A 26,310-nucleotide genomic window follows, 5' to 3' on the forward strand; every position below is an offset into this window, starting at 1 on the left:
GTTCGATGACATCAGGTTGACAAATCCGTCGCCGCCGCGACGCTGCGTGCAGTTTAGGCCCCCGCGCCGCCGTTGACGCCGGCCCCCGCCCGCCGGCACAGGCGGCGGACGGGACAGGACATGCATGCAAGCCCTTTCGTCTTTCTACCATTCTATCGTCGACAAGCCGGAAGTGATCCTCGGCGCGCTGCTGGGTTCGCTGGCGCTGCTCTATTCCGGCCTGTTCCGCTCGCTCGGCGCCGTGGTCAGCAAGTTCAGCATGCCGATCCTGATGGGCTGGTGGTTCTATTCGCGCGCCGACAATCCCAACAAGCTCAACGTCACGCTGAACATTCTCGCCAGCGGGCGGCTCGACATCGACACCATCGTCGCCGACCGCCTGCTGACCGACGTCTACAAGAACCATTTCATCGCGCAGCTTCTCAAGCTCGCGGCGCGGCGCACCACGCGCGATAATCCGCTGATCACGCTGAAGACGAAGCCGCGCCACAAGAAATGGATTCAGTTCTCCAGCAAGACGGAGAAGCAGCTCTATGAGGCGATCTACAATCCGTTGATCTCGGAAGTCAGCGAGAAGACCAACAACATCTTCTCCTTCATGGGCTCGGTCGGGCTGCCCATGCGCACGTTTCGTTTCGTGCTGGCGCTGACCTATGAGCGCGGCATTCCCGGTCGCGACCAGCACTTCCGCTGCATGATGGTCTATGAAGAGGCGCTGCGGCGCCTTCCCGAGCGCTGCCCCGATATCGATCACAAACAGTACGAGACGCGCTTCCGCACGCTTCTGTGCATCGCGCAGTCTTATGAGAAGCATCCCGAGCGGTTTGGCGTGGTGAAGCTCTGGCTTCCCGAACACTGGGTCGCTGGACATCTCGGCTGACACGTAGCGGTCGCCGAACCGCCGCAATCAGGAACAAAATCGGAAGCGGTCTGTTGTCCGCGAGGCGCGTCCGGTCGCGGCGCCGCTTCCCGATCGCGCAGGAGCCTCCATGCTCATCAAGGCCGGCTTCGACATCACGCTGGAATGCGCGCAGCCGACGCCGATGGTGCTTCTCATGTCGGTTCATCCCGACCGTCGCGCCGATATCATTGGCGGCGACGACATCGCGGCGACGCCGAAGACGCCGATCACGTCTTTCATCGATCGTTTCGGCAATCTGTCGCACCGGCTCGTCGCGCAGCCGGGGTTGATCAACCTCTCATCGTCCTTCGCAATCCGCGACAGCGGCGATCCCGATCCGGAATATCCCGACGCCATCCAGCATGACGTCGCCGACCTGCCCGAAGAGGCGCTGCCTTTCCTGCTCGGCAGCCGCTATTGCGACACCGATCTCCTGATGGAGACGGCTTGGCGCGAATTCGGAAACATCTCTCAGGGCTGGGCGCGCGTACAGGCGATCGTCGACTTCGCCCACAAGCACCTGACATTCGGCTATCACCACGCGCGGCCGACGCGCACAGCGTTCCTGGCCTATCAGGAACGGATCGGCGTCTGTCGCGACTTCGCGCATCTCGCGATCGCGCTCTGCCGCTGCGTGAATATTCCGGCGCGCTACTGCAATGGCTATCTCGGCGATATCGGCGTGCCGCCCGATCCTGCGCCGATGGATTTCAACGCCTGGTTCGAGGTCTATCTCGGCGGGCGCTGGCATGTGTTCGATGCGCGCCACAACCAGCGCCGCATCGGCCGCGTCGTTATCGCGCGCGGCATGGACGCGGCCGACACCGCGATGATCACGGCGTTCGGCGCGCATACGCTGCGCAAGTTCGAGGTGACGACGGAGGAGATCGCGCCGCCGCCGGGCGCAGCGGCAGGACTCGCGAGGGCCGCGGCGGGCGCCGTCATGCCGGCGGCGTAGCTCTGGCAGGAGGAGAGGGCAGCATGGATCGATTCACAGGCGGCTGCCTGTGCGGCGACGTCCGCATCGTCGCGTCGGGACGACCATACCGCGTCGGTATTTGTCATTGTCTCGATTGCCGCAAACATCACGGCGCGCTCTTTCACGCGTCGGCGATATTCCCGCAGGATGCGGTGACCATCGCCGGCGAGACGCGCGACTATGCCGGGCGGTTCTTCTGTCCCCGCTGCGGCTCATCCGTTTTCTCGCGCAGCGGGGACGAAGTCGAAGTGAATCTGGGCGCTCTGGATGCGCCGGATCAACTGACGCCGACCTATGAAAACTGGATCATCCGCCGCGAATCCTGGTTGCCGCCATTTCCGCTCGCGCGACGATACGAGCGCGACCGCGACGCTGCGAGCCGCTTCGAGGAGTAGAGGCGTCGAAATCGACGACGCCTCTCGCTTCTTTTCCCTACTGGTGCTGGTCGATCCGCGACGTCTTCTTGGTGTCCTTCAGGGTGACGTACACGATCAGCGAAATCAGGATGCAGCCGGTCGCGTACCAGAAGAACCAGTTCTCATGGCCCTGGTTCTTGAAGAACAGCGCGACGGAATCGACTGTGCCTCCGAAGATCGAGACGGTCAGCGCATAGGGCAGGCCGACGCCGAGCGCGCGCACGCTGGTCGGAAACAGCTCGGTCTTCACTACCGCGGTGATCGAGGTGTAGCCGGACACGATCGCCCATGCGGCGGAGATCAGCAGCCACGCGACGAGCGGGCTCTTCGTCTCCTGGATCGATGTCAGTAGCGGATAGGTGAAGATCACGCCAAGCACGCCGAACGCCACCAGCAGCGGCTTGCGGCCGATCTTGTCGGAAATCATGCCGTAGAGCGGCTGCAGAATGATCGCGACCGTCATCGATCCCAGCACCACCAGCGTCGTCTGGTCATCGGTAAGGCCAACCGACAGCTTCAGGAATTTCTGCATATAGGTGGTGTAGGTGTAGAAGGCCGACGTGCCGCCGATGGTGATGCCGACCACCATGAGAAGCTGCGGCCAGTGACGCCAGAGATCGCCAAGCCCGCGCTTCTCCGTCGCCTTCTTCGTCGCCGCGAAGTGATCGGTTTCATGCATGTCGCGGCGCATCCAGAAGGTGTAGATCGCAAGCAGCGCGCCGATGACGAAGGGAATGCGCCAGCCCCAGGCCGAAAGCTGCTCTGGCGTCAGCAGCAATTTCTGCAGGATCAGCAGCAGAAGAAGCGCGAGCAGGTTGCCGCCGATGAGCGTCGTGTACCAGACGCCGGAATAGAAGCCGCGCCGCTCGGGGTGCGAGATTTCGCTGAGATAGGCGGTGCTGGTGCCATATTCGCCGCCCTGGCTGATCCCCTGCAGCACGCGCGCGACCGTGAGGATAATCGGCGCCAGCACGCCGATCGTGGCGTAGGTCGGCGTCGCCGCGATCAGCAGCGAGCCGAAGCACATCAGCAGCACCGACCAGGTCAGCGCCGCGCGCCGGCCGAGGCGGTCCGCGACATGCCCGAACATGAGCCCGCCGAGCGGCCGCGCGATGAAGCCGGCGGCGAAGATGACCGACGTGGCGAGCTGCTGCGCCACCGGATCGGCTTTCGGAAAGAAGGAGGACGCGAAATAGAGCGAGAAGGCCGTATAGGCGTAGACGTCGAACCATTCGATGAGATTGCCCATCGAGCCGACAAGGATCGCCTTGATGCGCCGGCGCGTATCGGCGGCGTCATAGGCGTCCGGCACCGCCAGATTGTTAGCCGTCGCTTCGCTCATGCAGTTCTCCCTAGCTTGTGTTTTTGGCCATCTGGACCGCCAAGGCGGTTTGCGCAAGCGTTTCGTCGGCTCTCGTTTCGTCGGCGCTTGGGCAACCGGGCCAGGCGGCGAGGCTGGCGGGCAAACCGGCGCGCCTGGCGCACGCTGTCGCAATTCCGTCGCGAGCCGGTGATTGACAATCCGGTCGATCGGGGGCAATGGCGGCGGCATGACCAACGCCTTCGTCCGACGCAGCATGATCGCCCGCCCCGCGCGGTCGCGATGACGCGTTCCTGACGAACGTCATCCGCAGCCGCGCCCCTGAGCGCGGCTTTTTTGTTTCTGGCGCTGTTTCACATCCCGCGAGGACACGATGTCCACCACTCTGACCAAGCCCGCCGCTTCGACGGCCCTCAAGACTGTCTTCATCGACGGCGAAGCCGGCACCACCGGCCTGCAGATCCGCGACCGGCTGGAGACGACCGAAGGCGTCCGTATGCGCAGCATCGACCCGGCGCTGCGGAAAGACCCTGAGGCGCGCAAGGCGTTGATGTCGGAGGTCGACGTGGTGATCCTCTGCCTGCCCGACGATGCGGCGAAGGAGTCCGTCGCGCTCGCCGACAGCCTTGGCGCGAAGAGCCCGAAGATCATCGACGCCAGCACGGCGCACCGGGTCGCTCCCGACTGGACCTATGGCTTCCCCGAACTCGCGCCCGGCCAGGCCGAGGCGGTCGCGAAGTCGAAGCGCGTCTCAAATCCCGGCTGCTATCCCACGGGCGGAATCGCGCTCCTGCGGCCGCTGATCGACACGGGGATCATGGCGAAGGATCATCCGGTGACGATCAACGCCGTCAGCGGCTACACCGGCGGCGGCAAATCGATGATCGAGGCGTTCGACAGCGGCAAGGCGCCGAGCTTCGAACTCTATGGCCTGAAGCTGCAGCACAAGCATGCGCCTGAGCTGGTGAAATATTCCGGCCTCACGCGGCGGCCGATCTTCGTGCCGTCCGTCGGCCGGTTCGCGCAGGGCATGTTGGTCTCGGTCCCGCTGCATCTCGACACGCTGGCGAAGAAGGTTGACGGCAAAGCGTTGGAAGACACGCTCGTCGCGCATTACGCCGGCGCGAAATGGGTGAGGGTGGTGCGCGCGAGCGATCCGGACTTCCATGCCGAAAAGCTGGAAGCGGAAGCGCTCAACAACACCAACAAGCTCGAACTGCGCGTCTATGCGAACGAGACCTATGGCCAGGCGGTGCTCGTCGCCAAGCTCGACAATCTCGGCAAAGGCGCGTCAGGCGCAGCGGTGCAGAACCTGAAGCTCATGCTCGGCATGGCTGGATAAACGCGTCCGCGATGTATGTCCCGCCGCAATTCCGCGAAGAGCGCGCTGACGTTCTTCACGCCGCGATCCGCGAGCTCAGGCTGGCGGCGCTCGCGACGTCGCGGCCGGACGGCGTCTCCGTGACGCATCTGCCGATGCTGTTGCGGGAGGAAAATGGCGAACTCGTTCTGGAAGGCCATGTGGCGATTCAGAACGAGCACTGGCGCACGGTGGGACCATCGGTCGCAATTTTTCGGGGCCCGCACGCCTACATTTCGCCCGGCTGGTACGAGAGCAAGCGCGCGCACGGCAAGGTCGTGCCGACATGGAATTATGTGGCGGTGCATGTGCACGGACAACTCGAAGCGGTGAAGGACGGCGTCTGGCTGTCGCGTCATCTCGACGCGCTGACTGACACGCATGAGACTTCGCAGGCGCATCCGTGGCGCACGAGCGACGCGCCCGCCGATTTCATCACGAATCTGCAACGAGCGATCGTCGGGCTGCGCATGAAGGTCGAACGCATCGAAGGCGCGTGGAAAATGATCCAGCATCGCTCGGCAGGCGATCGCCTCGGCGCCATCGAGGGCCTCGCCAGCGCATCGGTTCCCGGCGCCGCGGACGTGGCGCAGGTGATGCGCGAGCTCGAAGCGCAGCGGAGCTGACCCTTGTTCCTGATGCTGCTGAGCCTGACGCCGTTTGCGGCGTTCACGCTCCTGAGTCACGCCGTCTCCGTTCCGATCGCGCTCTGGGTCGCAGCGGTGCTCGCGCTCGGGCTGGTGCTGAGCGACTGGCTGCGGCCTGGCGGCGGGGTGAAGATCATCGAAGCCGGATCAGCCATCGTGTTTAGCGCGCTTGCGGTCTATGCGATGTCGAGCGTCGTCGACGGCGATCTTGCGCGCGTGTCGCGACTGGCCGCGAATGGCGGGTTGATGGCGACCTCGCTGCTTTCGCTTGCGATCGGCGCGCCGTTCACGCTGCAATATGCGCGCGAGACCGCCCCGAACGAGGCGTTGGCCTCGGCCGGATTTCGCCGTGACAACTATGTTATGACAAGCGCGTGGGTCGTGGTGTTCGCGATCATGTTCGGCGCGAACCTCGCCGGCGTTTTCGGCGCAACGCCCTTATGGATCGAGCGCCTAATCATCTACGTCGCGCTGATCGGCGGCGGCGGCTTCACGTTCTGGTACATACGCCGCGTGCAACGTCGGCTTGCTACAGCGCGATGACAGAGCGGCGCGTACTCAAATTGGATCGTCGCGCCGCTCTGTTCTTTGTTTGTCGCAACGTTTCCGCGGAAAACCGGTTCCCACTTTTCCGCACGTTGCTCCAGAAGGCGTCTCGCGATTGCGAGACGCCAGTTCACGGGTTCAGGACGCCTTCCAGGCGACGACCTGCTGGCGCTGCTCGCCAAGGCCTTCGATGCCGAGCGTCATGACGTCGCCAGCCTTGAGGAATTTCTGCGGCTTCATGCCAAGGCCGACGCCGGGCGGCGTGCCTGTGGTGATGAGATCGCCGGGCTCCAGCGTCATGAACTGCGAGATATAGGAGACGCAGGAGCGCACGTCGAAGATCATCGTTTTCGTGGAGCCCGTCTGCATGCGCTCGCCATTGACGTCGAGCCACATGCCGAGCTTCTGCACGTCGGCGATCTCGTCCTTCGTCACCATCCACGGTCCGATCGGGCCGAAAGTCGGGGCGCATTTGCCCTTCATCCACTGCCCGCCGCGTTCGGCCTGGAATTCGCGCTCGGACACGTCGTTGCAGATGCAGAATCCGGCGACGACATCGAGCGCATTCTTCTCCGAGACATAGGAGGCGCGCTCGCCGATGACGATGCAGAGCTCGACCTCCCAATCGGTTTTCTTCGAACCTTTCGGCATCATCACATCGTCATTGGGGCCGACGATGCAGGACGAGATCTTGTTGAACAGGATCGGCTCTTTCGGGATCGGAGCGCCTGTTTCGGCGGCGTGATCGGCGTAATTCAGACCCACCGCGATGAAGGTGCGGACATTGCCGACGCAAGGGCCCAGACGCGGCTTGCCGCGCACCAGCGGAAGGCGCGAGGTCTTGATCTTCGAAAGCCGCTTGAGCGTCTTGGAGTCGAGGGTCGATCCATCGATGTCAGGAATGACGCCGGACAGGTCGCGGACGCGACCTTCGTGATCGACGACGCCGGGCTTTTCCTTCCCGGGCCGACCGTAACGCACAAGCTTCAATGCAGCCTCCCTCGGCTTACCACTGAAGACCCCTTAGCGAAGTCCTATTTTGAGGGGAAGGCCGTCGGCTGCGATTCCCGTCATGCGTCGAGAGCTGTTGCGTTTCGGCCATTGCGACAAATTGTTTCGCGGCTGCGAAAGATTGGAGGCATTGCAGACTGGATGGCGCGCGGCCGCTCAAATCAAAATTTATGTGACGGCTTCTGCAGCTATTTTGAACGTTTCGCCCGGCGCGACTTCAGGCTTTGGTCTTCACATAGTCGCCGGGCGCATCGCCCAACGCCTTCAGCTTGCCCGCGCCAGGAACGCGCGCGTCTGCGTCAACAGTCTCTGGGGCCTGGTCGCGCAGCCAGGCGAGCCAATGCGGCCACCATGAGCCCGGATGTTCGGTCGCCTGGGCCACCCAGTCTTCGAAAACGCCTTTCGGCGGCGCGCCCGTCCAGTACTGGTACTTTTTCTTTGCGGGCGGATTGACCACGCCGGCGATGTGGCCGGACCCCGCCATGACGTAGGTCACGGGTCCGCCGAAGAAACTCGAACCGAGAAACGCCGATTTGGCGGGCGCGATATGATCTTCGCGGGTTGCGAGGTTGTAGACGGGAATGATCACCTTCGACAGATCGAGCTTCTGGCCGTCGAGAACCATCTTGCCGCGCGTCAGGTTGTTGTTGAGGTAGCAGTTGCGCAAATAGAAGGAATGGTTCGCCTCCGGCATCCGCGTCGAATCCGAATTCCAGTAGAGCAGGTCGAAGGGCAGGGGCGGCTTGCCCTTGAGATAGACGCCGACGATGTAGGACCAGATCAACTCGTCGGGCCGCAGCATGTTGAACGAGTTCGACATCTTCGCGCCGTCGAGATAGCCGTTCATGGCCATGCGTTCCTCGAGCTTGCGGATCTGCTCCTCGTCGACGAACACCTTGAGATCGCCGGCATAGGTGAAATCAACCTGCGTCGTGAAGAACGTCGCGCTGGCGATGCGCTTGTCGTCTTCCGCGGCCATATAGGCGAGCGTCGATGCGAGCAGCGTGCCGCCGACGCAATAGCCGATGGCGGACACCTTCTTTTCGCCCGTCGCTTTCTTGATCGCCTTGAGAGCCGCGAAAATTCCCTCCTTCATATAGGCGGTGAAATCCTTATCGCGGTGACGCTCGTCGGGATTCACCCATGAGATGCAGAAGACGGTCAGTCCCTGCTCGACGCACCATTTGATGAAAGATTTTTCCGGATTGAGATCGAGAATGTAGAATTTGTTGATCCAGGGCGGAACGATCAGCAGCGGCCGCTTCAGAACCGACTCCGTAGCCGGCGAATATTGCAGCAGCTCCATGATCTCGTTGCGGAAGACGACCTTGCCTGGCGTCATCGCAATGTTGACGCCGACCTCGAATTTCGCGCCGTCCGACTGCCTGATCTTCAACTGGCCGCCGCCGGCTTCGACATCCTCGGCCATCATCTGCAGGCCGCGCACGAGATTGGCGCCGCCCTCCTTCATCGTCTCCCGCATCAGTTCGGGATTGGTGAAGATGTAGTTGGACGGCGAAAGCGCGCTCGCGATCTGCTTGACATAGAAGTCGGCCTTGTGCCGGACATGCGGATCGACATTCTCCGCTTCACGCACCATCTCGCCGGCCCATTGGGCGGCGTGCAGATAGGCCTGCTTGAGAAAATCGAAGAACGGGCTCTCGCTCCATTCGGGATCGTTGAAGCGCTTGTCGCCTGACGCCGGCTTGAGCAGCGGCTCGGTCTGTTCGCCGCCCATGCGGCGCAAGGTGCGCGCCCAGAGATCGATAAAGCCGGTGGTGAAGCGGGTCTGCGCCTCGATCGCCTTTTCAGGACTTGAGAGCCAGCTCTGAGCGACCTGACCGAGCGTGCGGACGACCTCCTGCACCTCGTCGGCAGCCGTGGCGGGGATTTCGCCACGCTCCACCGGCTTGAGATAGGCGGCCTGGAGCCGCGCGCCTTCCTCGACCATTTTCGCCGCGTTGCTTGCGAGGGCGTCAAAATCGGGCGTCTTGATCCGGAACGGATCGTTCGCCGCTTCTGTGTCCTGAGTCTTTTTCTCCCCCATGATTTGCCCTTGAACGTCCACCCTCACTTCTGGCAAGCGTCGCCGCTCGCTTTTTCGCCATCATAACCAGAGCATGATGGCGATGGCGAGACATGGATATGGGGACGGAGGAGGCGACGATGCGGCCGGCGGCGGCGCTGGGACTTTTGGCGGCTCTCGCAGCCGCAGGATGCGCCGAGACGCGCGAAAACGCCTCCGGAAGCGTTCTCGATGCGGTCACCGGCACCTCGTTCGGGCCGAAACCGGTGACGCCCGCGCCTTTCGTCAGCTCGTCGCGGCCTGCCGAGAACGCGCCCTTCATGGCGGTCGGCGTGTCGGCGCCGGCCCGGTCGGTGAAACCCAAGACCAAGGAGGAGCTCGCCGCGACCGAGGCCGCCATGACCGGCGCCGGAGCGCGCAATCAGGCCACAGGCGTTTCGATCGAGGCCGAGGGCAAGCGGGTGACCAGCTCCGCTCCCAAGGCGCCGAAGGTGGAGGAGTAGCCGCCTCCAATGGCTGGTCCCGCCGGGCCGCGTGGCGGGACAAGGCCGTCGATGCTATGAGCGGCCGGCAAATCACTTACGGCCCAGCCCATGTCCACCGAATTCCACCGCATCAAGCGGCTTCCGCCCTACGTCTTCGAGCAGGTCAACAAGATCAAGGCTCAGGAGCGCGCCAAGGGCGTCGACATCATCGATCTCGGCATGGGCAATCCCGACCTGCCGGCCCCGCGCCATGTGATCGAGAAGCTGGTGGAGACCGCCGGCAAGCCGCGCACCGACCGCTACTCCGCCTCCAAGGGCATTCCCGGCCTGCGCCGCGCCCAGGCCGCCTATTACGAGCGGCGCTTCGGCGTGAAGCTCAATCCGGAGACGCAGGTCGTCGCGACGCTCGGCTCCAAGGAAGGCTTCGCCAACATGGCGCAGGCCATCACCGGCCCGGGCGACGTGGTGATCGTGCCGAACCCGTCCTATCCCATCCACGCCTTCGGTTTCCTGATGGCTGGCGGCGTGATCCGTTCGGCCCCTTCAGCTCCGAATGAGGATTATTTCCGGGCGCTCGAGCGCGCCGTCGTCCACTCAATCCCGAAGCCGATCGCGATCGTGATCTGCTATCCCTCGAACCCGACAGCGGAAACGGCGTCGCTCGATTTTTATCGCGAGCTCGTCGCCTTCGCGAAGAAGCATGAGCTGATCGTGCTCTCCGATCTCGCCTACGCCGAGGTCTTTTTCGACGACAATGATCCGCCGCCTTCGGTGCTGCAGGTTCCCGGCGCGTTCGATGTGACCGTCGAATTCACCTCGATGTCGAAGACCTTCTCCATGGCCGGCTGGCGCATGGGATTTGCGGTTGGCAACGACAAGCTGCTCGCTGCGCTGGCGCGGGTGAAGTCCTATCTCGACTATGGCGCCTATACGCCGATCCAGGTCGCGGCGGCGGCGGCGCTCAACGGCCCCGAGGACTGCATCCGGGAGATGCGCGACATCTACAAGAAGAGGCGCGATGCGCTGGTCGACTCATTCGGCCGCGCCGGCTGGACGATTCCGGAGCCGAAAGCCTCGATGTTCGCCTGGGCGCCGATTCCCGAGCCCTTCCGCCATCTCGGTTCGCTCGAATTCTCGAAGCTTCTGATCGAGAAGGCGGAAGTCGCGGTCGCCCCAGGCATCGGCTTCGGCGAGCATGGGGACGAGTATGTCCGTATCGCCGTCGTCGAGAACGAGCAGCGCATTCGCCAGGCGGCGCGCAGCGTGAAGAAATTCTTCGATACGGCGGGGCACACGCTGCACAATGTCGTGCAGATGAAGCGGGCGTGAACGGGGCGCTCTTTTGTTTACGCGCCACGTCATCCCGGGCGCGCCGCAGCATGAAATGATGCGGCGCAGACCCGGGACCGTGAGCTGACTGAAGCTCGTCCTGCGAAAGGTCCCGCGTCTGCGCAGCAACGCTGCGCGTTGCAGCGCGCGCGGGATGACGGGCTCCTTCAAAACACCGGCAACGGGATTAGCGGCGCGCCCTGACGCCATTTGCGCGAGATGCCGTCGAGCTCGCCATTGTTCTTGATCTCGTAAATGAAGGTGTTGAGCCACTGATTGAGCTCGGTTGCGCCCTTGCGCGTGCCGATGCCGAAATGCGCGGCCCGCAGCGGGAACTTCGCCTCGAAATCGTCACCCTTGGCGCTCTTGCGCATATAGATCTCGCCATAGTCGCCGCCGCCGACAGCATCGACCTGGCCTGACAGCATCGCCTGCATGGTCGAGGGATAGTCGTCAAAGCGCAGGATCGTCAGGCCCTCGATATTCATCTGCGTGAGAGCGCCGTCCTCCAGCGCGCCACGGGTGACGCCGACCTTCAATCCCTTCAGGTCCGCGGGCGCCTTCACGGCGAGACTCTTCGGCGCGACAAGCACGGCGGACTGGCCGCCATAGGGAATCGAGAACTGCACCTGCAGCGCGCGCTCGGCGGTGATCGAGAAGATCGAGATCACCATGTCGACGCGGTTGGAGAGCAAAGCGGGAATGCGGCCCGGCGAATTCACGGTGACGAATTCGAGCTGCACCTTCATGCGCTTGGCGATGAGGTTCGCGACGTCGATGTCGTAGCCGACAGGCTGATTGTTCGAGTCGAGGCTCGCATAGGGTGGGGTCGTGGTGTCGATGGCGACCACCAGCTTGCCGCGCTTGATGATCTCGTCAGGCGTCTGCGCTTTCGCCGGAGCGAAGAGGCCAAACGACAAGGCGGCGAAGGCCGCCAACAGCGGAACTGCGAAACGCTTCAACATCAGGCTCCTCCCCATTTTTGGCTTCATACTCCGTCTGCCGAGAGACGGCTTCCTACATCGACTGAACCCTGACATGGCCGACATGCAGCCGGCGCTCCAGCTTGCGGCTCAAGAGCGACAGCGGCCAGCACAGCGCGAAATAAATCGCCGACACCGTGCTGAAGACAAGGATCGGCTCGAAGGTGATCGTATTCATCTGCACGCCGGCGCGCGCAAGCTCGGTGAAGCCGATCAGCGCAGCGACCGACGTGCCCTTCACCACCTGCACCATGTAGCCCACTGTGGGCGGCAGCGCGATGCGCAGCGCCTGCGGCAGAATGATCAGGCGAAGCGTCTGCGGGAAGGTGAAGGCCAGCGCGCGCGCGCCCTCCCATTGCAGCTTCGGCACGGAATTGATGCAGCCGCGCCAGATCTCGGCGAGAAAGGCTGCGGTCGAGAGCGTGAAGCCGATGCTTGCGGCCGTCCAGGCGTCGATGCGAACGCCGAAGAAATTGATGCCGAAATAGAGCAACATCAGCAGGAGCAGCAGCGGCGTCGCCTGGAAAAGCTGGATGAAGAGCGCGGAGATCAGGCGCAGCGGCGTGAGCGGCGACACGCGCAACACCGCGAGCAGAAGGCCCAGCAATCCGCCGCCGAAGAAGGCGACAAGCGACAATGCGATCGTCCAGCGCGTCGCCATGAGAAGATAGACGACTTCGTTGGGGCCGAATTCGCGCAGCATATCGGCCTAGCCCCTCGGCGCTAGGAAGATGCGATGCAGCGCGCCGAAAAGCCCTTTGAAGCCAAGCGCCATCGCCACATAGATCGCCGTCGCCGTGAGATAGATCTCGAAGCTGCGGAAGGTCACCGAATTGATGTTGTTCGCGATCGCGGTCAGCTCTTCCGCCGCGATCGCCGAGACAACGCTCGATCCCAAAAGCAGCAGCACGAACTGGCTGGTGAGGGCGGGATAGACCGCCTTGATCGCCGGAAACATCACGATGAAGCGCACGATCTGCGACGTGCGCAGGCCAAGCGAACGTCCGGCCTCGATCTGACCGTAAGGCACCGCTTCGATTCCCGCGCGCACGATCTCCGTGGCGTAAGCGCCGAAGTTGATCGACATCGCCAGCAGCGCCGCGCTCGAAGGCGGAAGTCTGAGACCGAAGCTCGGCAACGCGAAGAAGACGAAATAAAGCTGGATCAGGAACGGCGTGTTGCGGATGAACTCGACATAAATGAGCGCTGCCCAGCGAATTGGTTTCGCGCCATAGGTCAGCGCGACGGCGCAGAGGCAACCGATGATCATGCCAAAAATCAGCGCCATCGTGGACAGGCGCAGCGTGAGCCATGCGCCCGCGGCGAAGTCCGGCGTATAGGACGCGATCGTTCCGAACTGGAAGGTGTAGTTCACGCTTCCCCGCCGATCGCCCGCTGCGGGCCTGATATGCCGTCGCCCATGCTTGCGCGCCGCTCATGTGATGACGCCGATCGCCGCGCCCATCTTCACGGTCGCGCCTTCGGTCGCAAGCACATCCGAGAGCACGCCGCTCTTCGGCGCCTCGATTTCCACCACCGCCTTGTCGGTTTCGATATCGGCGACATGCTCGCCGGCCATCACCACGTCGCCCTTGCGGCGCAGCCACTTCACCAGCTTGCCTTCGCTGACGGTGAGGTCGCCGAAGGGCATGGTGATGAGATTGTCCGCGTTTGCAGGCGGTGTCGTGGAAGAGGCTGGCAGCGCTGGCGCGGGTTTTCCCGAGGGAGTTGCCGCGTCGATGCGGCGTGGCCCTTTGACGCCCGAGGTCACGCGCGCAATGGGATCGGCGTATCCCGCGATGACCCGCTTCGCCCGCGCGACGATGGCGTCGGTCGAGACCAGCATGGCGCGCTCAAGCGACGGCGCGAAAGGATGCGTCACAGGCGCCGTATGCAGGCGCGCGACGGGGCCGTCGAGTTCGTCGAAGCAGAGTTCGTTGATCGATTGCGCCAGTTCCGCGCCGACGCCGAACATGGCGTAGGCCTCATCCACCACCAGCAGGCGATGGGTCTTTCTCACGCTGTCGGCGACAGCCTCCACGTCGAGCGGCTGGATCGTGCGCAGGTCGATCACCTCGACGGAAATGCCCTCTCCGGCGAGAATATCTGCTGCTTCGAGCGCGCGCGCGACGAGTTGGCCGGCGGTCGCGATGGTGAGGTCGGTTCCCGCGCGGGCGATGCGCGCGACGCCGAAGGGAACGCAATGATCGCCATCGGGCACGAGACCCTTCGATGCGAACAGCGCCTTGGCTTCCAGCATCAGCACCGGATCGCTGGCGCGCAGCGCCGTCTTCATCAGCCCTTTGGCGTCGGCCGGCGTCGCGGGCAGGCAGACGATCAGCCCCGGCACATGCGCCCACATGGGATGATAGGTTCCGGAATGATGCGGCCCGGCCGAGCGCACGGCGCCCGCGCCGACGCGCACGACGACGGGCGCGGTCATCTGGCCGTTCGACATATAGCGCAGCTTCGCCGCCTGCAGGACGAGCTGGCTTCCAGCCTCGAACAGGAAGTCCGCGAACATCAGGTCGGCGATGCAGCGCACGCCGGTCGCCGAGGCGCCGAGCGAGGCGCCGGTGAATCCGAGTTCGGAGATCGGCGTATCGACCATGCGGTCGGGGCCGAACTCGCTCCAGAGATTTTTCGTATGCGCGAAGGTGCCGCCGCGCTCGCCCGTGCCTTCGCCGAAATAGATGATGTTTTCGTCGCGACGCATTTCCTCGGCGATCCCGTCGCGCACGGCGTCGAGCCAGCCTGTCTCGACCATGGTCGCGCCCGTTGCGGGCGGGCGCAGCGCAGCAGGCGGATTGACGGGATCGGCGAAGACATGGGCGTCGAACGTCGCGGGATCAGGTTCGGCCGAGCGTCTGGCGTAATCGATCGCAGCGGCGACGCGTTTGTCGATGTCGCTATCGATTTCGTCGAGCTCACGTCCCGTGACAATGGCGTAGTCTTCGAGGATGCGCTTTCTGAACGTATCGACGGGATCGCGCTTCTTCCAAGCGTCGACTTCCTCCTGCGTGCGATAGCTGCCGGTGAGGGGATCGCCTTCGTGATGGCCGACGGTGCGATAGGTCTTGGATTCGATTAGAGTCGGACCTTCGCCGCGCTTGGCGCGCACGACGGCTTCCTGCGTCGCTTGCCAGACCGCAACGACATCGTTGCCGTCGACTGCAACGCCGGGAATCCCATAAGCTGCGGCGCGGGTCGCGATCTCGGGATTGAGCGTTACGGATGAGAGCGCTGTCGCCGTCGCATAGAGATTGTTCTCGCAGACGAACACCACGGGCGCCTTGCGCACGCCGGCGAAATTCAGCGACTCGTGAAAGGCGGAATGGTTCGTCGCGCCATCGCCGAAGAACGCCACCGCGACGCCATCGGTGCCGCGATGCTTGGCGCTGATCGCGGCGCCGACCGCAGACGGGATGCCGCCGCCGACGAGGCCGTTGGTTCCGAACAAGCCTGTGGCGCGATCATAGAGATGCATCGTGCCGCCGCGTCCGCCGCAGCAGCCGTCGGCCTTGCCATAGAGTTCGGCCATCAGGATGTTCGGGTCCATGCCCTTGGCGAGCGCATGGCCGTGGCCGCGATGGGTTGAGGTGATCCAGTCCGTCGTCTTGAGATGCGCGCAGACGCCGACGGCGGTCGCTTCCTCGCCAATATAGAGATGGAGAAAGCCGGGCGTTTCGCCCTTGCGGCAGGCGATCTGCGCGGCGAGCTCGAATTTCCGGAGCAGGACCATCTGCTCGTAGAGCGCGACCATGGCGGTGGCGCTGAGTCCCTCCGGGAGGGGAAGCCGATTCGACAGCGCCGGCTTCGCCGCGCGCTTTGCTGAAGACGCGCGGCTCATGATCAGAAATCCCGCGCGAAGCCGGCGGTCCAGCCGCCATCGATCGGCAGGACATGGCCGGTGATGTAGGAGCTCGCCGGCGCGGCGAGGAACAGCGCGCCGTTGGCGATCTCCTCAGTCGTCGCCGGCCGCGCCAGCGGGATGTGCGACAACAGCCGCGCATGGAGATCCGTATCCTCGCTGCGGGCGTTGTGGATCCAACTCTTCCAGCCTTCCGTCGCCGTCGATCCCGGCGCGATTCCGTTGACCAATATCCCGTCCGGCGCGAGTTCGAGCGCCATGGAGCGCGTGAGATTCACTACGGCGGCTTTCGCGGCGACGTAGGAGCTTTGCAGACGCATCGGCACGAGGCCAAGCACGCTGGCGATGTTGATGATGCGGCCCGACTTCTGCGCCTTCATGTGCGGGATCACGGCGCGGCTGACGAGGAACACGCCGGTCAGATCGATCGCGATCATCTTGTCCCAGGCTTCGACCGGGAATTCGTCGATGGTCTTGCGCTCGTCCGCCTTCACGCCGATGCCGGCATTGTTGACGAGGATGTCGATGCGCCGGGTTTCGCGCGCCGCAGCGGCGATCACGGATTCGATCCCAGCGCGGTCCGTCACGTCGAGCGAATAGGAGAGGCAGCCACCGCGCGGCGCGGCTTCCGCGGCGGCTTTTGCGCCGGCTCCGTCGCGATCGGTGTAGATCACGCGCGCGCCGTTCGCGGCGAGCGCATCGGCGATCGCCCGGCCGATGCCCTGCGCAGCCCCGGTGACGAGCGCGACCGCCCCTTCGAGATCGACCTTCATGTTCCGGCGTTTCCCGATGCGCGCATCATTCGTGCGAGGCGCGCTTTATCTTGTTATAACAAGATGGGAGGCGCCGTTGAGTCAAGGCTTTTGTTTCAATGCGGCGACGCTTGTGGAGAAGCGGGCGTCAGGTCCACAGCGCCTGGAATAGGCGACCTCCGTCGGTTTTCCTCCGTCAGCGCTGTAGAAAAGCTGCGTCACCAGCAGCGGCTCGCCCTTCCTGCATTTCAGGAGGGCGACATCGTCGTCGCCGGCGAGTTCGGGCCAGACGGTGATCCTGACATCATCGGGATAGAGCCCGAGTTCTCGCGCGAGAACGCGGAAGACGACCACATCGTTGAAATTCTCTTCGCGCAGCTTCGCGCCGATCTCAGGCGGGAAATAGATGATCGAGCGAAGGAACGGGGCGCCGGCGCGCACCAGCACGCCGCGCAGGCAGTTAAGACGCGTCAGCGATGGAAGCCCGAGAAGCTCGGCGTCCTCCGGCGAGGTCTCCTGTTTCCACGAGATCAGTTGAAAGGACGCGTCAGCGACCTGCGCGATGATGTCGTCGATCGATTTCACCACCCAGGGCCGTCGCTGCTGCGGGGCCGTGGCGACGACGGTCGTGCGCCGCGCGGCCGCCTTACGGATGTAGCCTTCTGATTCCAGCAGCCGCAGCGCGTGCCGCACGGTGATCCGGCTGGCGGAATAGGCGGCGGAGATTTCGGCTTCCGACAGGAAGCTGGCGCTCACAGGCCATTCGCCAGCGCCAAGCCGCTGGCGGAGATTGTCGAAGATCGATTGATAGAGCGGCGTGTCGCGTCGGGTGTTTGACGTGGCTTCTGGCATGGCGATGACTTCACGGTGCGGCAGTCAACGCCGCCGGCCGGCGGTTGGCAATCGCGAAGGCTGTTTTTGCCGGTTTCCGGCGCCAGATACGCAATAACAATGATATCGGGGATAAAGCGCCGGCACGCGGCCAGTTTAACGCGATCGAAACAGGCTCTCATTGCAACGCAATCTGGCGCGTTCAGTGAGAATCGCGCGCGTCGCCGACATCGGCCTGGAAACGATCTTTCAACAGGGCGCGCCGCGGATGGACCGCGGCGCGCCGGCTTCGTCAGCCGGTCGACATGTTCAGCGGCGGATTGATGTTCGCCGGGATCGGGCAGACATAGGGCGTCGCCTTGGTGCGCTTGTCGAGATCGGCCTTGGCGGCGGCGAGCAGGGCCGGATCCTGCAGCACCTTGGCGCCGGTCGTCGCCATCGCTTTCGCGACCTGCACCATCGCTTTGTGCGCAGCCGGCGATTTGCCCTGCGCGACGATCTGCCAGCTATGGCCTGGCGTGCCGATCGCGACCGTCGGCGCATGCGCCTGCACGGTCGGCACGACCCAGCTCACATCGCCGACATCGGTCGAACCGATCATGGGATTGCGCTTGGTGTCGAGCGGCACCGTGAAGTCCGCGAGCGGCGCGTCCGTCTGCTGGACGCCGGCGGCGCGATAAGGCGCCGCCAGATCCTGCGGCGACAAGGTCGCGCGGATGTCGCGGGCGAAGGCGCGGTCTGTGTCATCGAAATGCGGCGGGCCGAGATCCTCCATCACGGTCTGCAGCGTCTCTTCGAGCGGCGTGTTGGGGAGAAGATCGGAGACGGCGCTGATGATGCGCATCTCCATCTTCGTCTCCGTCATCATCGCCGCGCCTTCTGCGACCTTGCGCACGCGCTCGACGAGTTCGAGCATGCCGGGCAGGTCGCGCGCGCGGATGGAGTAGCGCACGCGCGCAAAGGCCTGCACCACGTTCGGCGCGATGCCGCCGGTGTCGAGCAGCGCGTAATGCACGCGCGCGTCGCTCGGCATGTGCTCGCGCATATAGTTCACGCCGACGCTCATCAGCTCGACGGCGTCAAGCGCGCTGCGGCCGAGATGCGGAGAGGCGGCAGCGTGCGAAGCGCGGCCGGTGAAGATGAAGTCGGCGCGGGTGTTCGCGAGCGACAGGGCCGGCGACACTTCCCAGAAGCTGTTGGGGTGCCAGGTGATGGCGACGTCCGTATCCTTGAAGGCGCCGGCGCGCACCATGAAGGCTTTCGCCGCGCCGCCTTCTTCAGCCGGGCAGCCATAGTAGCGGACGCGGCCCGGAATCTTGTTTTCCGCGAGCCAGTTCTTCATCGCGGTGGCGGCGAGAAGCGCCGCCGAGCCAAGCAGATTGTGACCGCAGCCATGCCCATGACCGTTCGCTTCGATCGGCTTATGGACGGCGACGCCGGCTTCCTGGCTGAGGCCCGGGAGCGCGTCATACTCGCCGAGGAACGCGATCACGGGACCGCCTTCGCCGGCCTCGCCGATCACCGCGGTCGGAATACCCGCGACATTCTCGGTGACCTTGAAGCCCTGATGATGAAGCTCGGCGATGTGCTCGGCCACCGACTTCTTCTCGGTATAGCAGACTTCGGGCATGCCCCAGACGCGATCGCTGAGCGCGATCAGCCGGTCTTTGGCGGCGTCGACATGGCGCCAAAGGTCGCTTCTGTTATCCATGATGTCCTCTTTTCGCCCGGCACGTTCGGGGCGGCGCATTCCATCAATCCGGATCGATCAAGTCCAGCGCGAAGAGGCGTTCAAAAAAGCAGATCAGCCGCGTCGCCAAAGCGCAGGCCGAGGTTTTGTTGCAGAAACAGAAACGCGGCCGTGAAGGCCGCGTTTCCGGAAGAGTCTGGCGCCGGAATCCGGCGCCGAAAGACGCGCTCAGGCGGCGCGCGCGTTGCGCCAGGCGATCGCCTTGATGTTGGCGCGGTCGATTCCGACGTCGGCGAGCGCGCGGTCGGAGAGTTCGGCCAGCTCGCGCAGATAGCGGCGATAGGTGGCCCATTCGTTGATGCGGCGGATGATGGTCGCGAGGAGCATGAGTTGGAGGTCCGTTGTTCTTGGCCGCGTCGCCGCGGCGAATGTTGCGTTGCACCCAAGTCATGCGCTCCAAGCGGCTGGATTGCAAGATACCTGACGATGCGCGCGTCTGCCGCATGAGTGATTGGTGAAAATTTTACGAATCCAACCTTGAGGCGCCGATTCCGCCGATCTGCCCGTTTTGGGGCATATGGAGATCATGCCTGCTGTGCAGGCAGGCAGACCGCCCGCCTGCTACGCGATCAAGGTCGTCCGAGGCGGCGGCGGAGCCTGTCGCTCCTTGTCTCCAGGGCGCTGCGACCTTTGCGCGCATGCGGCTTTTCGGGGCCGCGCGGAGGGCTTGCGCGGCCGCCTTGGGCCGCCCATACCGCTGCCGGACCGCCCCGCGTCCGCCACTCACGGCGTCTCCAGGCGATTCGCTCCGCCGGCCGCCCGAGCTGTCGCGGGCGTGTTGCTCCGGCGGTTCACAACATCTTTGACGGGCGAGTTTTCATGGGCACGCGCAAGAAATCGAAGCCGCTCGAGCGGGGCTTTGTGCTGTATGACGTTCTTTATGAGGACGGCACCCGCGCTTCCAACCGGCGCGTGGCGATCGAGATCGTCAACAGCCTCGAGGGCGAGAAGGCCGTGCGCGCCGCGATCGAGGAACAGGACGCTGAAATCGCGGAGAAGTCGGGCCGGCCGCGCGGACCGATCGACAAGGTGATGCGCTCGAAGGGTTGAGGGGAGCGTCTCTCACGGCAAGCGAAGGCGCCGCGAATAAATATTGACGAAAATAGTCCTGAATCCCGTGACGCCGAATTGTGGCCTCTTTGCACTAGGACCGGGGCGGGAAGGGGGCTAGGCTTGAGTCGCTATTAAGTGGGCTGACTCATGAGATTTTTCCGGACATTGGCTGTCGCAGCTCTGGCGTTCACGGGTTTCGCGGCGCAGGCCGCCGATCTTCCCGCGCGCGTCGCGCCGATGCCGCCTCTCCCCATGCCTTACAACTGGACCGGCTTCTATGTCGGCGCGCAGGGCGGCTATGGCTGGTCGGACACGAGCTACGCCTTCACGGCGACTGCAACTGGCGCCTCGCATTCCGGAGATGGTTGGTTCGTCGGCGGCCGCGTCGGTTACAACTATCAGTTCGTCAACAATCTCGTTCTTGGCGTCGAAGGCGAAGCGAACTGGAGCGACATCGACGGCTCGACGAGCTGTCCCGGCGCCGGATTCACATGCGGCCACAAGGTGAGATGGTTTGGTTCGGTCAATGGCCGGCTTGGTTACGCTATCGATCGCCTGCTGCTCGTCGCCGATGGCGGCGTCGCTTTCGCTGACATGCGTTATCGCTCGACAGCGACGGCGACGGGCGTGCTTTTCGGCACGGGCTATTCCGAGACCTTTGTCGGCTGGACGATCGGCGGCGGCGCGGAATATGCGCTTACGAACAATCTGATCGTGTCGCTCAACTATAAATATTATGATTTCCGCTCGAAGACTGCGCCCATTGGCGCGGTGAGCAGCATCAGCCCGGGCAAATTCAATCCGACCATGCATACGGTGCGCGTCGGCCTCGCCTATAAATTTTAGCTTCGGGCGCTTACTGACGTCCCGCGGCTCGCAATTTCGTTGAGGAGATTTCGATGCGCGTGATCCAGGCGGCATGCGGGCTTGCGATGACGATCGCGATCGGCGCGATCACGACATCGGCTTCGGCGCAAAGCGTGATCGGGCTCGCGGAGCGCTCCGTGCCCAATGTGACCGGCACGCTCGGCGCGCGGCGCGTGACGATCGCGCAAGGCGGTGAGGTTCATCAGAACGAAGTCATCCAGACGAGCGAGAACGGCCGCGCGTTGCTGCAGTTCAAGGATTCAACGATCCTCGACGTCAGCGCGAATTCATCGGTCAAGCTCGATCGATATGTCTTCAACGCCGATGCGAGCGCGAAGCAAGCGGTGGTCACGCTCACGCGCGGCACATTTCGATGGGTGACGGGCGCGTCCAATCCCGCTGCGTTCAAGATCCAGACTCCGCACGCGACGATCGGCATCCGCGGCACGATTGTCGAATTCGAGGTCGTCGCGTCGGCGACGAATATCCAGGTGCTGCAGGGCGAGATTTACGTCTGCCGTCGCGCCAATGCGCTCGATTGCGCCACCATCGGCGACGGCGGTTCGGCCACCGTCGGCAACGCGGGAATTTCGGCCGTGGCGGCTGCTTCGGCGGCGCCTGCGCCCGGCCCTTCGTTCAGTTCATCGCCAAGCTCGTCTGGCGGCGGCGGCGTCGCTGATGGCGGTGGTCGCGGCGATAGCGGCGGCTCGTCCGGCGGAGGCGGAGGGACTGGCGGCGGCACGGGTGGGACGGGCGGCGGCGGTGGCGCGACCGGAGGAACCGGCGGCGACCCGGCGCGCTGATCGCGCGCTGCTCGCGCTTTCAGAATTCTTCTGAGCTCGTCGCCGCGCGATCTACTTCGCGCTGATGCGACAGGAAATATTCTCGTACCAGCGCCGATCGACCACGACTTCCGTGCCGTCGGCCTGTCTCGCGCGCGACAATCCATCGCGTGAGGCTGTCGCCGCGTTCATCGACGCGGAGCAACTGTCGCCTCCGATCGCGATCACGTAGCGAAGCCTGATCGTCGAACCGAGATTGGTGGTGATGCGGCCGTCATATTCGATCTGATTGTTCGGCCTGATCTTCCACGATCCCACCGATCGCGTGGCGCTCGTTGTCGCGCTCTCTCCGACGCGCCATTGTCCCTCGACATTCCTCTGCAATTCGCCGTTCCAGTAGGTGAGGTAGGTGAGGTTTCGCTTCGGCGAGACGGTCAGCACGACGCGCAGATTGTTGCGTGCGACCTGCGCGACGGGCGCGCGGTAGGAGCTTGCCGCGACGGCCTCGAGCGTCACCTCGACATTGCCCTGTCCTTGCGCCGACGCCTCGGCCGTCACGCCGATGAGTGCGGCGAAGGCCATCAGGGATCGGAAGACGCGGTACATTCCGGGGCTGTTCATGGCGTCCTCCGCGTTATGACGCTCGGTCAATGTTCAGGCAGAATAGGGCGATTTCCGGCAAGCCAAAACGCTCATTTGGGCCTGACGCCCGGTTCTGCTATCGCAGCGCAACAAGCGGGTCCGCCCGCGGCGATGAAAGAGGCCGCCATGTTTCCGGAAAGGCTGACCGCGGGATATCGCGCCTTTCTCCAAGGCCGGTTCGCCAGCGAGCGTTCGCGCTACGAGATGCTGGCGGAGAAAGGCCAGCGCCCGGAGATCATGGTGATCGGATGCGTCGACTCGCGCGTTTCGCCGGAAGTGATCTTCGATGCGGCGCCCGGCGAATTGCTGGTGGTGCGCAACGTCGCCAACATCGTGCCGGGCTATGAGGCGCACGGGAATTCGCAGCACGGCACCAGCGCGGCGCTGGAGTTCGGCGTGCAGGCGCTGCGGGTGAAGCACATCGTCGTGCTCGGCCATGCCTTCTGCGGCGGTATTCGCGCTTTCGCCGATGATCAGGAGCCCTTGTCGCCCGGCGATTTCATCGGTCGCTGGATGTCGCAGATCGCGCCGGCCGCGGAAGCGATCGGGCCGCGTCCGAAGGACGATGACGGCTCCTATCTCCACCGGCTCGAATTCGCGTCTGTCGAACTCAGCCTGAAAAATCTCATGACGTTTCCTTGCGTGCGCATTCTGGTCGAACGCGGCAAGCTGCAGTTGCATGGCGCCTATTTCGGCGTCGCCAACGGCAAGCTGCTGGTGCGCAATCCCGCGACCGGAAATTTCGAGCCTGCGACGGACGCCATTCCCGATCGGGTCCCGATGATCCGCTGCGATTAATTCGCTGCGTCTTCGCTGTCGACATTCTGCGACGCGAAGCGGTTGATGAGCCAACGCGCAGCAGGGCCGGGCGCGGCGCTGACGCGATACATCGCGTGCAAGGGATAGGCGCCGCCGGGCCAGTCCGGCAATGCAAGCCGGACGAGGCGGCCAGCGGCGACGTCGTCGCACACCATCGGCGCCGGCATGTTGCCCCAGCCGAGTCCGGCGAGCAGCAGCGCATGCTTCGCGCCGAGATCGGAAAGCCGCCATGTCTTGAGGCTGAAGACGGCGAAATCCCTCCCTTGCGTGAGCGGCGAACGATCGGTGACGACAAGCTGGACGTGATCGCGCGCCGCGCCGGGCGCATTGATCGGCGCCCGGGCGAGGGGATGGCTTGGCGCCGCGACCGGAATCATCTCAACGCCGCCGATGCGGATCGATTCAAGCCCGCTGGTCTTCTCCTCAAAGATCGGACCGCTGACGCCGATGACGGCCGTTCCATCCAGCACGAGCTGCGTCACCGCGCCGAGCGCCTCCACATGAAGGCGCAGCGGCACGGTGGGAAAAGCGAGCTGGAACGCCTGCAGCGCGTCCACCAGCCTCGCCGTCGGCAGCATGATGTCGACGACGATCGAGACTTCCGCCTCCAGCCCCTGCATCAACCCGTGCACGCGCGAGCGCAGCGCATCGACGCCGTGACCAATGGCGCGGGCTTCCGCCAGCACGACCTGGCCGGCCTGCGTGAGCTGCGGCTTGCGCGTCGTCATGCGGTCAAACAGAGCGACGCCGAGCTGGCTTTCGAGATTGTCGATGGCGTAGCTGACCGCCGAGGTGGCGCGGCCGAGCCTGCGGCCGGCGGCGGCGAGGCTGCCGCTCTCGGCGACGGTGACGAAGACCTGCAACTGGTCGAGGGTGGGCGCGCCGGGCTTGCGCATGGCCTCTCCGACAGATTATCTACTTATCTAGTTTATCGAATAATGCGATCAAAAATATGCCTATTTTCTAGCAATACGGCTTGGGCTATTTCGGTGGCATCGACTCTCCAAAAGGGTCTGTTCCCACCAGCGCGCAGGGCCTCCGCCCTTCCGCGCCGCAAGCGGCTTTGCCGCCGCGCTCCCCGTACAGGTGCTTCCATGGCGAAGGTTCTGGTTCTCTATTATTCGAGCTACGGCCATCTCGAGACGATGGCGAACGCAGTCGCCGAAGGCGCGCGCGCCGCTGGCGCGACGGTCGACGTCAAGCGCGTGCCGGAGACGGCGCCGCTCGAAGTCGCGAAGGCGGCTCATTTCAAACTGGATCAGGCCGCGCCGATCGCGACGCCTGATGATCTCGCGAATTATGATGCGATCATCGTCGGCGCGCCGACGCGTTTCGGTCGTATGGCCTCGCAAATGACGAGTTTCTGGGATACGGCCGGCGGCCTCTGGATGAAGGGCGCTCTCAACGGCAAGGTCGGCGCGGCTTTCACCTCGACGGCGACACAGCATGGCGGGCAGGAGCAGACGCTGTTCTCGATCATCACCAACCTCCTGCATTTCGGGCTGATGATCGTCGGTCTCCCCTACAGCTATCAGGGCCAGATGACGCTCGATGAAGTCGCTGGCGGCTCGCCCTATGGCGCCACCACGATCGCCGGCGGCCAGGGCCAGCGCCAGCCGAGCAAGATCGATCTCGACGGCGCCCGCTTCCAGGGCGAACTCGTGGCGAAAGCGGCGAACAAGCTGTTCGGCTGACCTCGCTCACTCATGAGAGTTTGCGGCGCGCATAGAGCATGGCGCGAAAAAGTGGGAACCGGTTTTTCGCTTAAGCCATGCTCTAAACTTTTGGAATCGATCACGTTCCCGCACTTTGATTGATTCAATCAAAGTGCGGCGTGATCTAAAGGCGCGTCGTTTTTTTGATCCGGAGTTTTCCGGCCGCGGTTGACCGCATTGCCCCGCGGTTGACATAACGCGCCTGCCGCCGTCCCTTCGCTGGCGCGCCGGACAAAGCCGATGCAAGACCTCATCCATTTCAGCGCCGAAGTTGCAGCGGCTCTCGACAATGGCCGCGCGGTGGCCGCGCTTGAATCGACCATCATCACGCACGGGATCCCTTATCCCGAGAATCTTGCGATAGCGCGCGAGGTCGAAGCGATCGTGCGCGAGAATGGCGCGACGCCGGCGACGATGCGCAACAATGCGGCGGTCGCAGCCCGCACGCTGTCAGTCTCGTGCGCATAAAGAAAAAGCGCTGAAATCAGCGATGAAGAAGCCTGCCGATCTCGATATCGAAACGTTGCCGCCGGTCCTGCGCAAGGCGTTGCGCAAGCTGATCAGGAGCGCCGCGCAGTCGGAGGCCGACAAGGCCTACAGGATGCGCCAGTCGAAGCGGATGACGGTGCTGCGCGGCGCAAGGAAACGGGCGAAATAATCGCGCGTCGCGTCAACGCTTCTTCAGAGCCGCGACAACCTGCGGAAGCAGCCAGGCCGCGACGCGCGCGTGCGACTCCGGCGTAATGTGATGATTGGGATCGCCCGCGATCCAGGCTGAGGGATTGGACGCTTCTGAGCCGACGATGCGGCCATAGGCGGCAAAGATCGGCACGGCGCCATGAGCACGAATGCGCCTGTCGACTTCGGGTTTGTTGGCGGCGGTGTTGATTCCGCGTTCACGATCGCGGCCGACGCCGAGATCGTAAACCACAACTTTCGTTCCCGCGGGAACGGCCGAGTCGATGCGTTGCAGGATCATGGAACTGTCGCCGAGCGTGACGCGCTCGACGTCGACGCTCACATCGTAGCCTCGCGCGCGCAGCATCGATTCAAGCAGAGCCGGCCAGGCCTGCGAGGTCGAGACGGCCTGCGCGTAGGTGTTGCTTGCGCCAATGGCGACGATCTTGGTGGATTGAGCCTGAGCGGGCGCTGCAAACGCGATCATGGCCGCGAGCGCGCAAGCAGGCGGGATGATTCCTGAATGCTTCATACTTTCCTCCCCAG

General features: G+C 63.9%; 28 protein-coding genes and 1 pseudogene. 15 read left to right on the plus strand and 14 right to left on the minus strand.

From position 1 onward, the window contains the following. Positions 1-124 precede the first annotated feature (124 nt). The 3 genes from L8F45_RS06170 (at position 125) to L8F45_RS06180 (ending at position 2,275) form a co-directional block, all read left to right on the plus strand. Entirely contained in the window at positions 125-880 is a 756-nt protein-coding gene (locus L8F45_RS06170; protein WP_342362005.1) for a hypothetical protein, read from the plus strand. A 109-nt stretch (positions 881-989) separates the two neighbouring features. Continuing rightward, entirely contained in the window at positions 990-1,859 is an 870-nt protein-coding gene (locus tag L8F45_RS06175) for a transglutaminase-like domain-containing protein (RefSeq protein WP_342362006.1), read from the plus strand. Between the two features lie 23 nt (positions 1,860-1,882). Then, positions 1,883-2,275, plus strand: coding sequence for a GFA family protein (locus tag L8F45_RS06180; RefSeq protein ID WP_342362007.1), 393 nt, complete (start codon positions 1,883-1,885; stop codon positions 2,273-2,275). 37 nt (positions 2,276-2,312) lie between these two features. Here the strand turns inward: L8F45_RS06180 and L8F45_RS06185 are convergent, their stop codons facing one another. Next, on the minus strand, positions 2,313-3,638 hold the full coding sequence (locus L8F45_RS06185; RefSeq protein WP_342362008.1) for an MFS transporter: 1,326 nt from the start codon (positions 3,636-3,638) through the stop codon (positions 2,313-2,315). Between the two features lie 352 nt (positions 3,639-3,990). Between L8F45_RS06185 and argC the strand changes: the two genes are divergently transcribed. From argC to L8F45_RS06200, 3 genes are read left to right on the plus strand one after another with little or no spacing between them, the layout of a single operon-like run. Then, positions 3,991-4,959: an N-acetyl-gamma-glutamyl-phosphate reductase gene (gene argC, locus L8F45_RS06190; protein WP_342362009.1), complete on the plus strand. Its 969-nt coding sequence runs from the start codon at positions 3,991-3,993 to the stop codon at positions 4,957-4,959. A gap of 11 nt (positions 4,960-4,970) precedes the next feature. Then, on the plus strand, positions 4,971-5,603 hold the full coding sequence (locus L8F45_RS06195; RefSeq protein ID WP_342362010.1) for an FMN-binding negative transcriptional regulator: 633 nt from the start codon (positions 4,971-4,973) through the stop codon (positions 5,601-5,603). Positions 5,604-5,606: 3 nt separating this feature from the next. Beyond that, positions 5,607-6,167, plus strand: a complete 561-nt coding sequence (locus tag L8F45_RS06200; protein ID WP_342362011.1) for a hypothetical protein — start codon at positions 5,607-5,609, stop codon at positions 6,165-6,167. A gap of 141 nt (positions 6,168-6,308) precedes the next feature. On the opposite strand, the gene L8F45_RS06205 is transcribed toward L8F45_RS06200, so the two are convergent. Then, on the minus strand, positions 6,309-7,160 hold the full coding sequence (locus L8F45_RS06205; protein ID WP_342362012.1) for a fumarylacetoacetate hydrolase family protein: 852 nt from the start codon (positions 7,158-7,160) through the stop codon (positions 6,309-6,311). Between the two features lie 238 nt (positions 7,161-7,398). Then, positions 7,399-9,228, minus strand: a complete 1,830-nt coding sequence (locus L8F45_RS06210) for a PHA/PHB synthase family protein (RefSeq protein ID WP_342362013.1) — start codon at positions 9,226-9,228, stop codon at positions 7,399-7,401. A gap of 92 nt (positions 9,229-9,320) precedes the next feature. On the opposite strand from L8F45_RS06210, the gene L8F45_RS06215 reads away from it, so the two are divergent. Together L8F45_RS06215 and L8F45_RS06220 are read left to right on the plus strand one after the other, a co-directional pair. Continuing rightward, the gene (locus L8F45_RS06215) at positions 9,321-9,710 is read left to right on the plus strand and encodes a hypothetical protein (RefSeq protein ID WP_342362014.1); all 390 of its coding nucleotides are present in this window, start codon (positions 9,321-9,323) and stop codon (positions 9,708-9,710) included. 90 nt (positions 9,711-9,800) lie between these two features. Then, the gene (locus L8F45_RS06220) at positions 9,801-11,021 is read left to right on the plus strand and encodes an LL-diaminopimelate aminotransferase (RefSeq protein ID WP_342362015.1); all 1,221 of its coding nucleotides are present in this window, start codon (positions 9,801-9,803) and stop codon (positions 11,019-11,021) included. A 167-nt stretch (positions 11,022-11,188) separates the two neighbouring features. On the opposite strand, the gene L8F45_RS06225 is transcribed toward L8F45_RS06220, so the two are convergent. The 8 genes from L8F45_RS06225 to L8F45_RS06260 all read right to left on the minus strand — a co-directional run bounded on the left by L8F45_RS06225 (position 11,189) and on the right by L8F45_RS06260 (position 19,535). Then, on the minus strand, positions 11,189-11,986 hold the full coding sequence (locus L8F45_RS06225) for a transporter substrate-binding domain-containing protein (RefSeq protein ID WP_342362016.1): 798 nt from the start codon (positions 11,984-11,986) through the stop codon (positions 11,189-11,191). 52 nt (positions 11,987-12,038) lie between these two features. Then, on the minus strand, positions 12,039-12,707 hold the full coding sequence (locus L8F45_RS06230; RefSeq protein ID WP_342362017.1) for an amino acid ABC transporter permease: 669 nt from the start codon (positions 12,705-12,707) through the stop codon (positions 12,039-12,041). 6 nt (positions 12,708-12,713) lie between these two features. After that, positions 12,714-13,379 (minus strand): amino acid ABC transporter permease, encoded by a 666-nt coding sequence (locus L8F45_RS06235; RefSeq protein ID WP_342362018.1) that lies wholly within the window; start codon positions 13,377-13,379, stop codon positions 12,714-12,716. 60 nt (positions 13,380-13,439) lie between these two features. Then, positions 13,440-15,854 carry a thiamine pyrophosphate-dependent enzyme gene (locus tag L8F45_RS06240; protein WP_342362019.1) on the minus strand — a complete coding sequence of 805 codons (2,415 nt, stop codon included), beginning with the start codon at positions 15,852-15,854 and terminating at the stop codon, positions 13,440-13,442. A 2-nt stretch (positions 15,855-15,856) separates the two neighbouring features. Next, positions 15,857-16,648: an SDR family NAD(P)-dependent oxidoreductase gene (locus L8F45_RS06245; protein WP_342362020.1), complete on the minus strand. Its 792-nt coding sequence runs from the start codon at positions 16,646-16,648 to the stop codon at positions 15,857-15,859. Between the two features lie 81 nt (positions 16,649-16,729). Continuing rightward, on the minus strand, positions 16,730-17,479 hold the full coding sequence (locus L8F45_RS06250) for a GntR family transcriptional regulator (protein WP_342362021.1): 750 nt from the start codon (positions 17,477-17,479) through the stop codon (positions 16,730-16,732). Positions 17,480-17,750: 271 nt separating this feature from the next. After that, on the minus strand, positions 17,751-19,169 hold the full coding sequence (locus L8F45_RS06255; protein ID WP_342362022.1) for a M20 family metallopeptidase: 1,419 nt from the start codon (positions 19,167-19,169) through the stop codon (positions 17,751-17,753). A gap of 207 nt (positions 19,170-19,376) precedes the next feature. Next, on the minus strand, positions 19,377-19,535 hold the full coding sequence (locus L8F45_RS06260) for a DUF1127 domain-containing protein (protein WP_342362023.1): 159 nt from the start codon (positions 19,533-19,535) through the stop codon (positions 19,377-19,379). 492 nt (positions 19,536-20,027) lie between these two features. On the opposite strand from L8F45_RS06260, the gene L8F45_RS06265 reads away from it, so the two are divergent. The 3 genes from L8F45_RS06265 (at position 20,028) to L8F45_RS06275 (ending at position 21,931) form a co-directional block, all read left to right on the plus strand. Then, complete coding sequence (locus L8F45_RS06265) at positions 20,028-20,258, plus strand: hypothetical protein (protein WP_342362024.1); 231 nt, start codon at positions 20,028-20,030, stop codon at positions 20,256-20,258. 150 nt (positions 20,259-20,408) lie between these two features. Continuing rightward, positions 20,409-21,107 (plus strand): outer membrane protein, encoded by a 699-nt coding sequence (locus tag L8F45_RS06270; RefSeq protein WP_342362025.1) that lies wholly within the window; start codon positions 20,409-20,411, stop codon positions 21,105-21,107. 53 nt (positions 21,108-21,160) lie between these two features. Continuing rightward, the gene (locus L8F45_RS06275; RefSeq protein WP_342362026.1) at positions 21,161-21,931 is read left to right on the plus strand and encodes a FecR family protein; all 771 of its coding nucleotides are present in this window, start codon (positions 21,161-21,163) and stop codon (positions 21,929-21,931) included. 51 nt (positions 21,932-21,982) lie between these two features. Here L8F45_RS06275 and L8F45_RS06280 read toward each other — a convergent pair whose 3' ends face one another. Then, on the minus strand, positions 21,983-22,531 hold the full coding sequence (locus tag L8F45_RS06280) for a hypothetical protein (RefSeq protein WP_342362027.1): 549 nt from the start codon (positions 22,529-22,531) through the stop codon (positions 21,983-21,985). 147 nt (positions 22,532-22,678) lie between these two features. Between L8F45_RS06280 and L8F45_RS06285 the strand changes: the two genes are divergently transcribed. Continuing rightward, positions 22,679-23,350 carry a carbonic anhydrase gene (locus tag L8F45_RS06285; RefSeq protein ID WP_342362028.1) on the plus strand — a complete coding sequence of 224 codons (672 nt, stop codon included), beginning with the start codon at positions 22,679-22,681 and terminating at the stop codon, positions 23,348-23,350. Here L8F45_RS06285 and L8F45_RS06290 read toward each other — a convergent pair. Continuing rightward, a complete protein-coding gene (locus L8F45_RS06290; RefSeq protein ID WP_342362029.1) occupies positions 23,347-24,267 on the minus strand; it encodes a LysR family transcriptional regulator in 921 nt (306 codons plus the stop codon). The two genes, L8F45_RS06285 and L8F45_RS06290, sit on opposite strands and share 4 nt — an antisense overlap. A 198-nt stretch (positions 24,268-24,465) precedes the next feature. Between L8F45_RS06290 and wrbA the strand changes: the two genes are divergently transcribed. From wrbA to L8F45_RS06305, 3 genes and pseudogenes are all read left to right on the plus strand, one after another. Further along, positions 24,466-25,065 carry an NAD(P)H:quinone oxidoreductase gene (gene wrbA, locus L8F45_RS06295; RefSeq protein ID WP_342362030.1) on the plus strand — a complete coding sequence of 200 codons (600 nt, stop codon included), beginning with the start codon at positions 24,466-24,468 and terminating at the stop codon, positions 25,063-25,065. Between the two features lie 261 nt (positions 25,066-25,326). Further along, positions 25,327-25,503, plus strand: a pseudogene (locus L8F45_RS06300) (pseudouridine-5'-phosphate glycosidase); the annotation flags it as partial. A gap of 73 nt (positions 25,504-25,576) precedes the next feature. After that, on the plus strand, positions 25,577-25,744 hold the full coding sequence (locus L8F45_RS06305) for a hypothetical protein (RefSeq protein ID WP_342362031.1): 168 nt from the start codon (positions 25,577-25,579) through the stop codon (positions 25,742-25,744). 12 nt (positions 25,745-25,756) lie between these two features. Here L8F45_RS06305 and L8F45_RS06310 read toward each other — a convergent pair whose 3' ends face one another. Next, positions 25,757-26,296: an SGNH/GDSL hydrolase family protein gene (locus L8F45_RS06310; RefSeq protein ID WP_342362032.1), complete on the minus strand. Its 540-nt coding sequence runs from the start codon at positions 26,294-26,296 to the stop codon at positions 25,757-25,759. Positions 26,297-26,310: the final 14 nt, after the last annotated feature.

Source organism: Terrirubrum flagellatum (genome assembly GCF_022059845.1).
In the GTDB taxonomy this organism is placed as follows: domain Bacteria; phylum Pseudomonadota; class Alphaproteobacteria; order Rhizobiales; family Beijerinckiaceae; genus Terrirubrum; species Terrirubrum flagellatum.

What these genes read in the sequence shown, in the direction of transcription:
- L8F45_RS06215 (WP_342362014.1), top strand. Translation starts at nt 9,321, where the DNA reads ATGGATATGGGGACGGAGGAGGCGACGATGCGGCCGGCGGCGGCGCTG.
- L8F45_RS06210 (WP_342362013.1), bottom strand. Translation starts at nt 9,228, where the DNA reads ATGGGGGAGAAAAAGACTCAGGACACAGAAGCGGCGAACGATCCGTTC.
- L8F45_RS06250 (WP_342362021.1), bottom strand. Translation starts at nt 17,479, where the DNA reads ATGCCAGAAGCCACGTCAAACACCCGACGCGACACGCCGCTCTATCAA.
- argC (WP_342362009.1), top strand. Translation starts at nt 3,991, where the DNA reads ATGTCCACCACTCTGACCAAGCCCGCCGCTTCGACGGCCCTCAAGACT.
- L8F45_RS06195 (WP_342362010.1), top strand. Translation starts at nt 4,971, where the DNA reads ATGTATGTCCCGCCGCAATTCCGCGAAGAGCGCGCTGACGTTCTTCAC.
- L8F45_RS06240 (WP_342362019.1), bottom strand. Translation starts at nt 15,854, where the DNA reads ATGAGCCGCGCGTCTTCAGCAAAGCGCGCGGCGAAGCCGGCGCTGTCG.
- L8F45_RS06260 (WP_342362023.1), bottom strand. Translation starts at nt 19,535, where the DNA reads ATGCTCCTCGCGACCATCATCCGCCGCATCAACGAATGGGCCACCTAT.
- L8F45_RS06230 (WP_342362017.1), bottom strand. Translation starts at nt 12,707, where the DNA reads ATGCTGCGCGAATTCGGCCCCAACGAAGTCGTCTATCTTCTCATGGCG.
- L8F45_RS06310 (WP_342362032.1), bottom strand. Translation starts at nt 26,296, where the DNA reads ATGAAGCATTCAGGAATCATCCCGCCTGCTTGCGCGCTCGCGGCCATG.
- L8F45_RS06225 (WP_342362016.1), bottom strand. Translation starts at nt 11,986, where the DNA reads ATGTTGAAGCGTTTCGCAGTTCCGCTGTTGGCGGCCTTCGCCGCCTTG.
- L8F45_RS06170 (WP_342362005.1), top strand. Translation starts at nt 125, where the DNA reads ATGCAAGCCCTTTCGTCTTTCTACCATTCTATCGTCGACAAGCCGGAA.
- L8F45_RS06185 (WP_342362008.1), bottom strand. Translation starts at nt 3,638, where the DNA reads ATGAGCGAAGCGACGGCTAACAATCTGGCGGTGCCGGACGCCTATGAC.
- L8F45_RS06255 (WP_342362022.1), bottom strand. Translation starts at nt 19,169, where the DNA reads ATGGATAACAGAAGCGACCTTTGGCGCCATGTCGACGCCGCCAAAGAC.
- L8F45_RS06265 (WP_342362024.1), top strand. Translation starts at nt 20,028, where the DNA reads ATGGGCACGCGCAAGAAATCGAAGCCGCTCGAGCGGGGCTTTGTGCTG.
- L8F45_RS06285 (WP_342362028.1), top strand. Translation starts at nt 22,679, where the DNA reads ATGTTTCCGGAAAGGCTGACCGCGGGATATCGCGCCTTTCTCCAAGGC.
- L8F45_RS06245 (WP_342362020.1), bottom strand. Translation starts at nt 16,648, where the DNA reads ATGAAGGTCGATCTCGAAGGGGCGGTCGCGCTCGTCACCGGGGCTGCG.
- L8F45_RS06180 (WP_342362007.1), top strand. Translation starts at nt 1,883, where the DNA reads ATGGATCGATTCACAGGCGGCTGCCTGTGCGGCGACGTCCGCATCGTC.
- L8F45_RS06275 (WP_342362026.1), top strand. Translation starts at nt 21,161, where the DNA reads ATGCGCGTGATCCAGGCGGCATGCGGGCTTGCGATGACGATCGCGATC.
- L8F45_RS06290 (WP_342362029.1), bottom strand. Translation starts at nt 24,267, where the DNA reads ATGCGCAAGCCCGGCGCGCCCACCCTCGACCAGTTGCAGGTCTTCGTC.
- L8F45_RS06220 (WP_342362015.1), top strand. Translation starts at nt 9,801, where the DNA reads ATGTCCACCGAATTCCACCGCATCAAGCGGCTTCCGCCCTACGTCTTC.
- L8F45_RS06270 (WP_342362025.1), top strand. Translation starts at nt 20,409, where the DNA reads ATGAGATTTTTCCGGACATTGGCTGTCGCAGCTCTGGCGTTCACGGGT.
- L8F45_RS06305 (WP_342362031.1), top strand. Translation starts at nt 25,577, where the DNA reads ATGAAGAAGCCTGCCGATCTCGATATCGAAACGTTGCCGCCGGTCCTG.
- L8F45_RS06175 (WP_342362006.1), top strand. Translation starts at nt 990, where the DNA reads ATGCTCATCAAGGCCGGCTTCGACATCACGCTGGAATGCGCGCAGCCG.
- wrbA (WP_342362030.1), top strand. Translation starts at nt 24,466, where the DNA reads ATGGCGAAGGTTCTGGTTCTCTATTATTCGAGCTACGGCCATCTCGAG.
- L8F45_RS06280 (WP_342362027.1), bottom strand. Translation starts at nt 22,531, where the DNA reads ATGAACAGCCCCGGAATGTACCGCGTCTTCCGATCCCTGATGGCCTTC.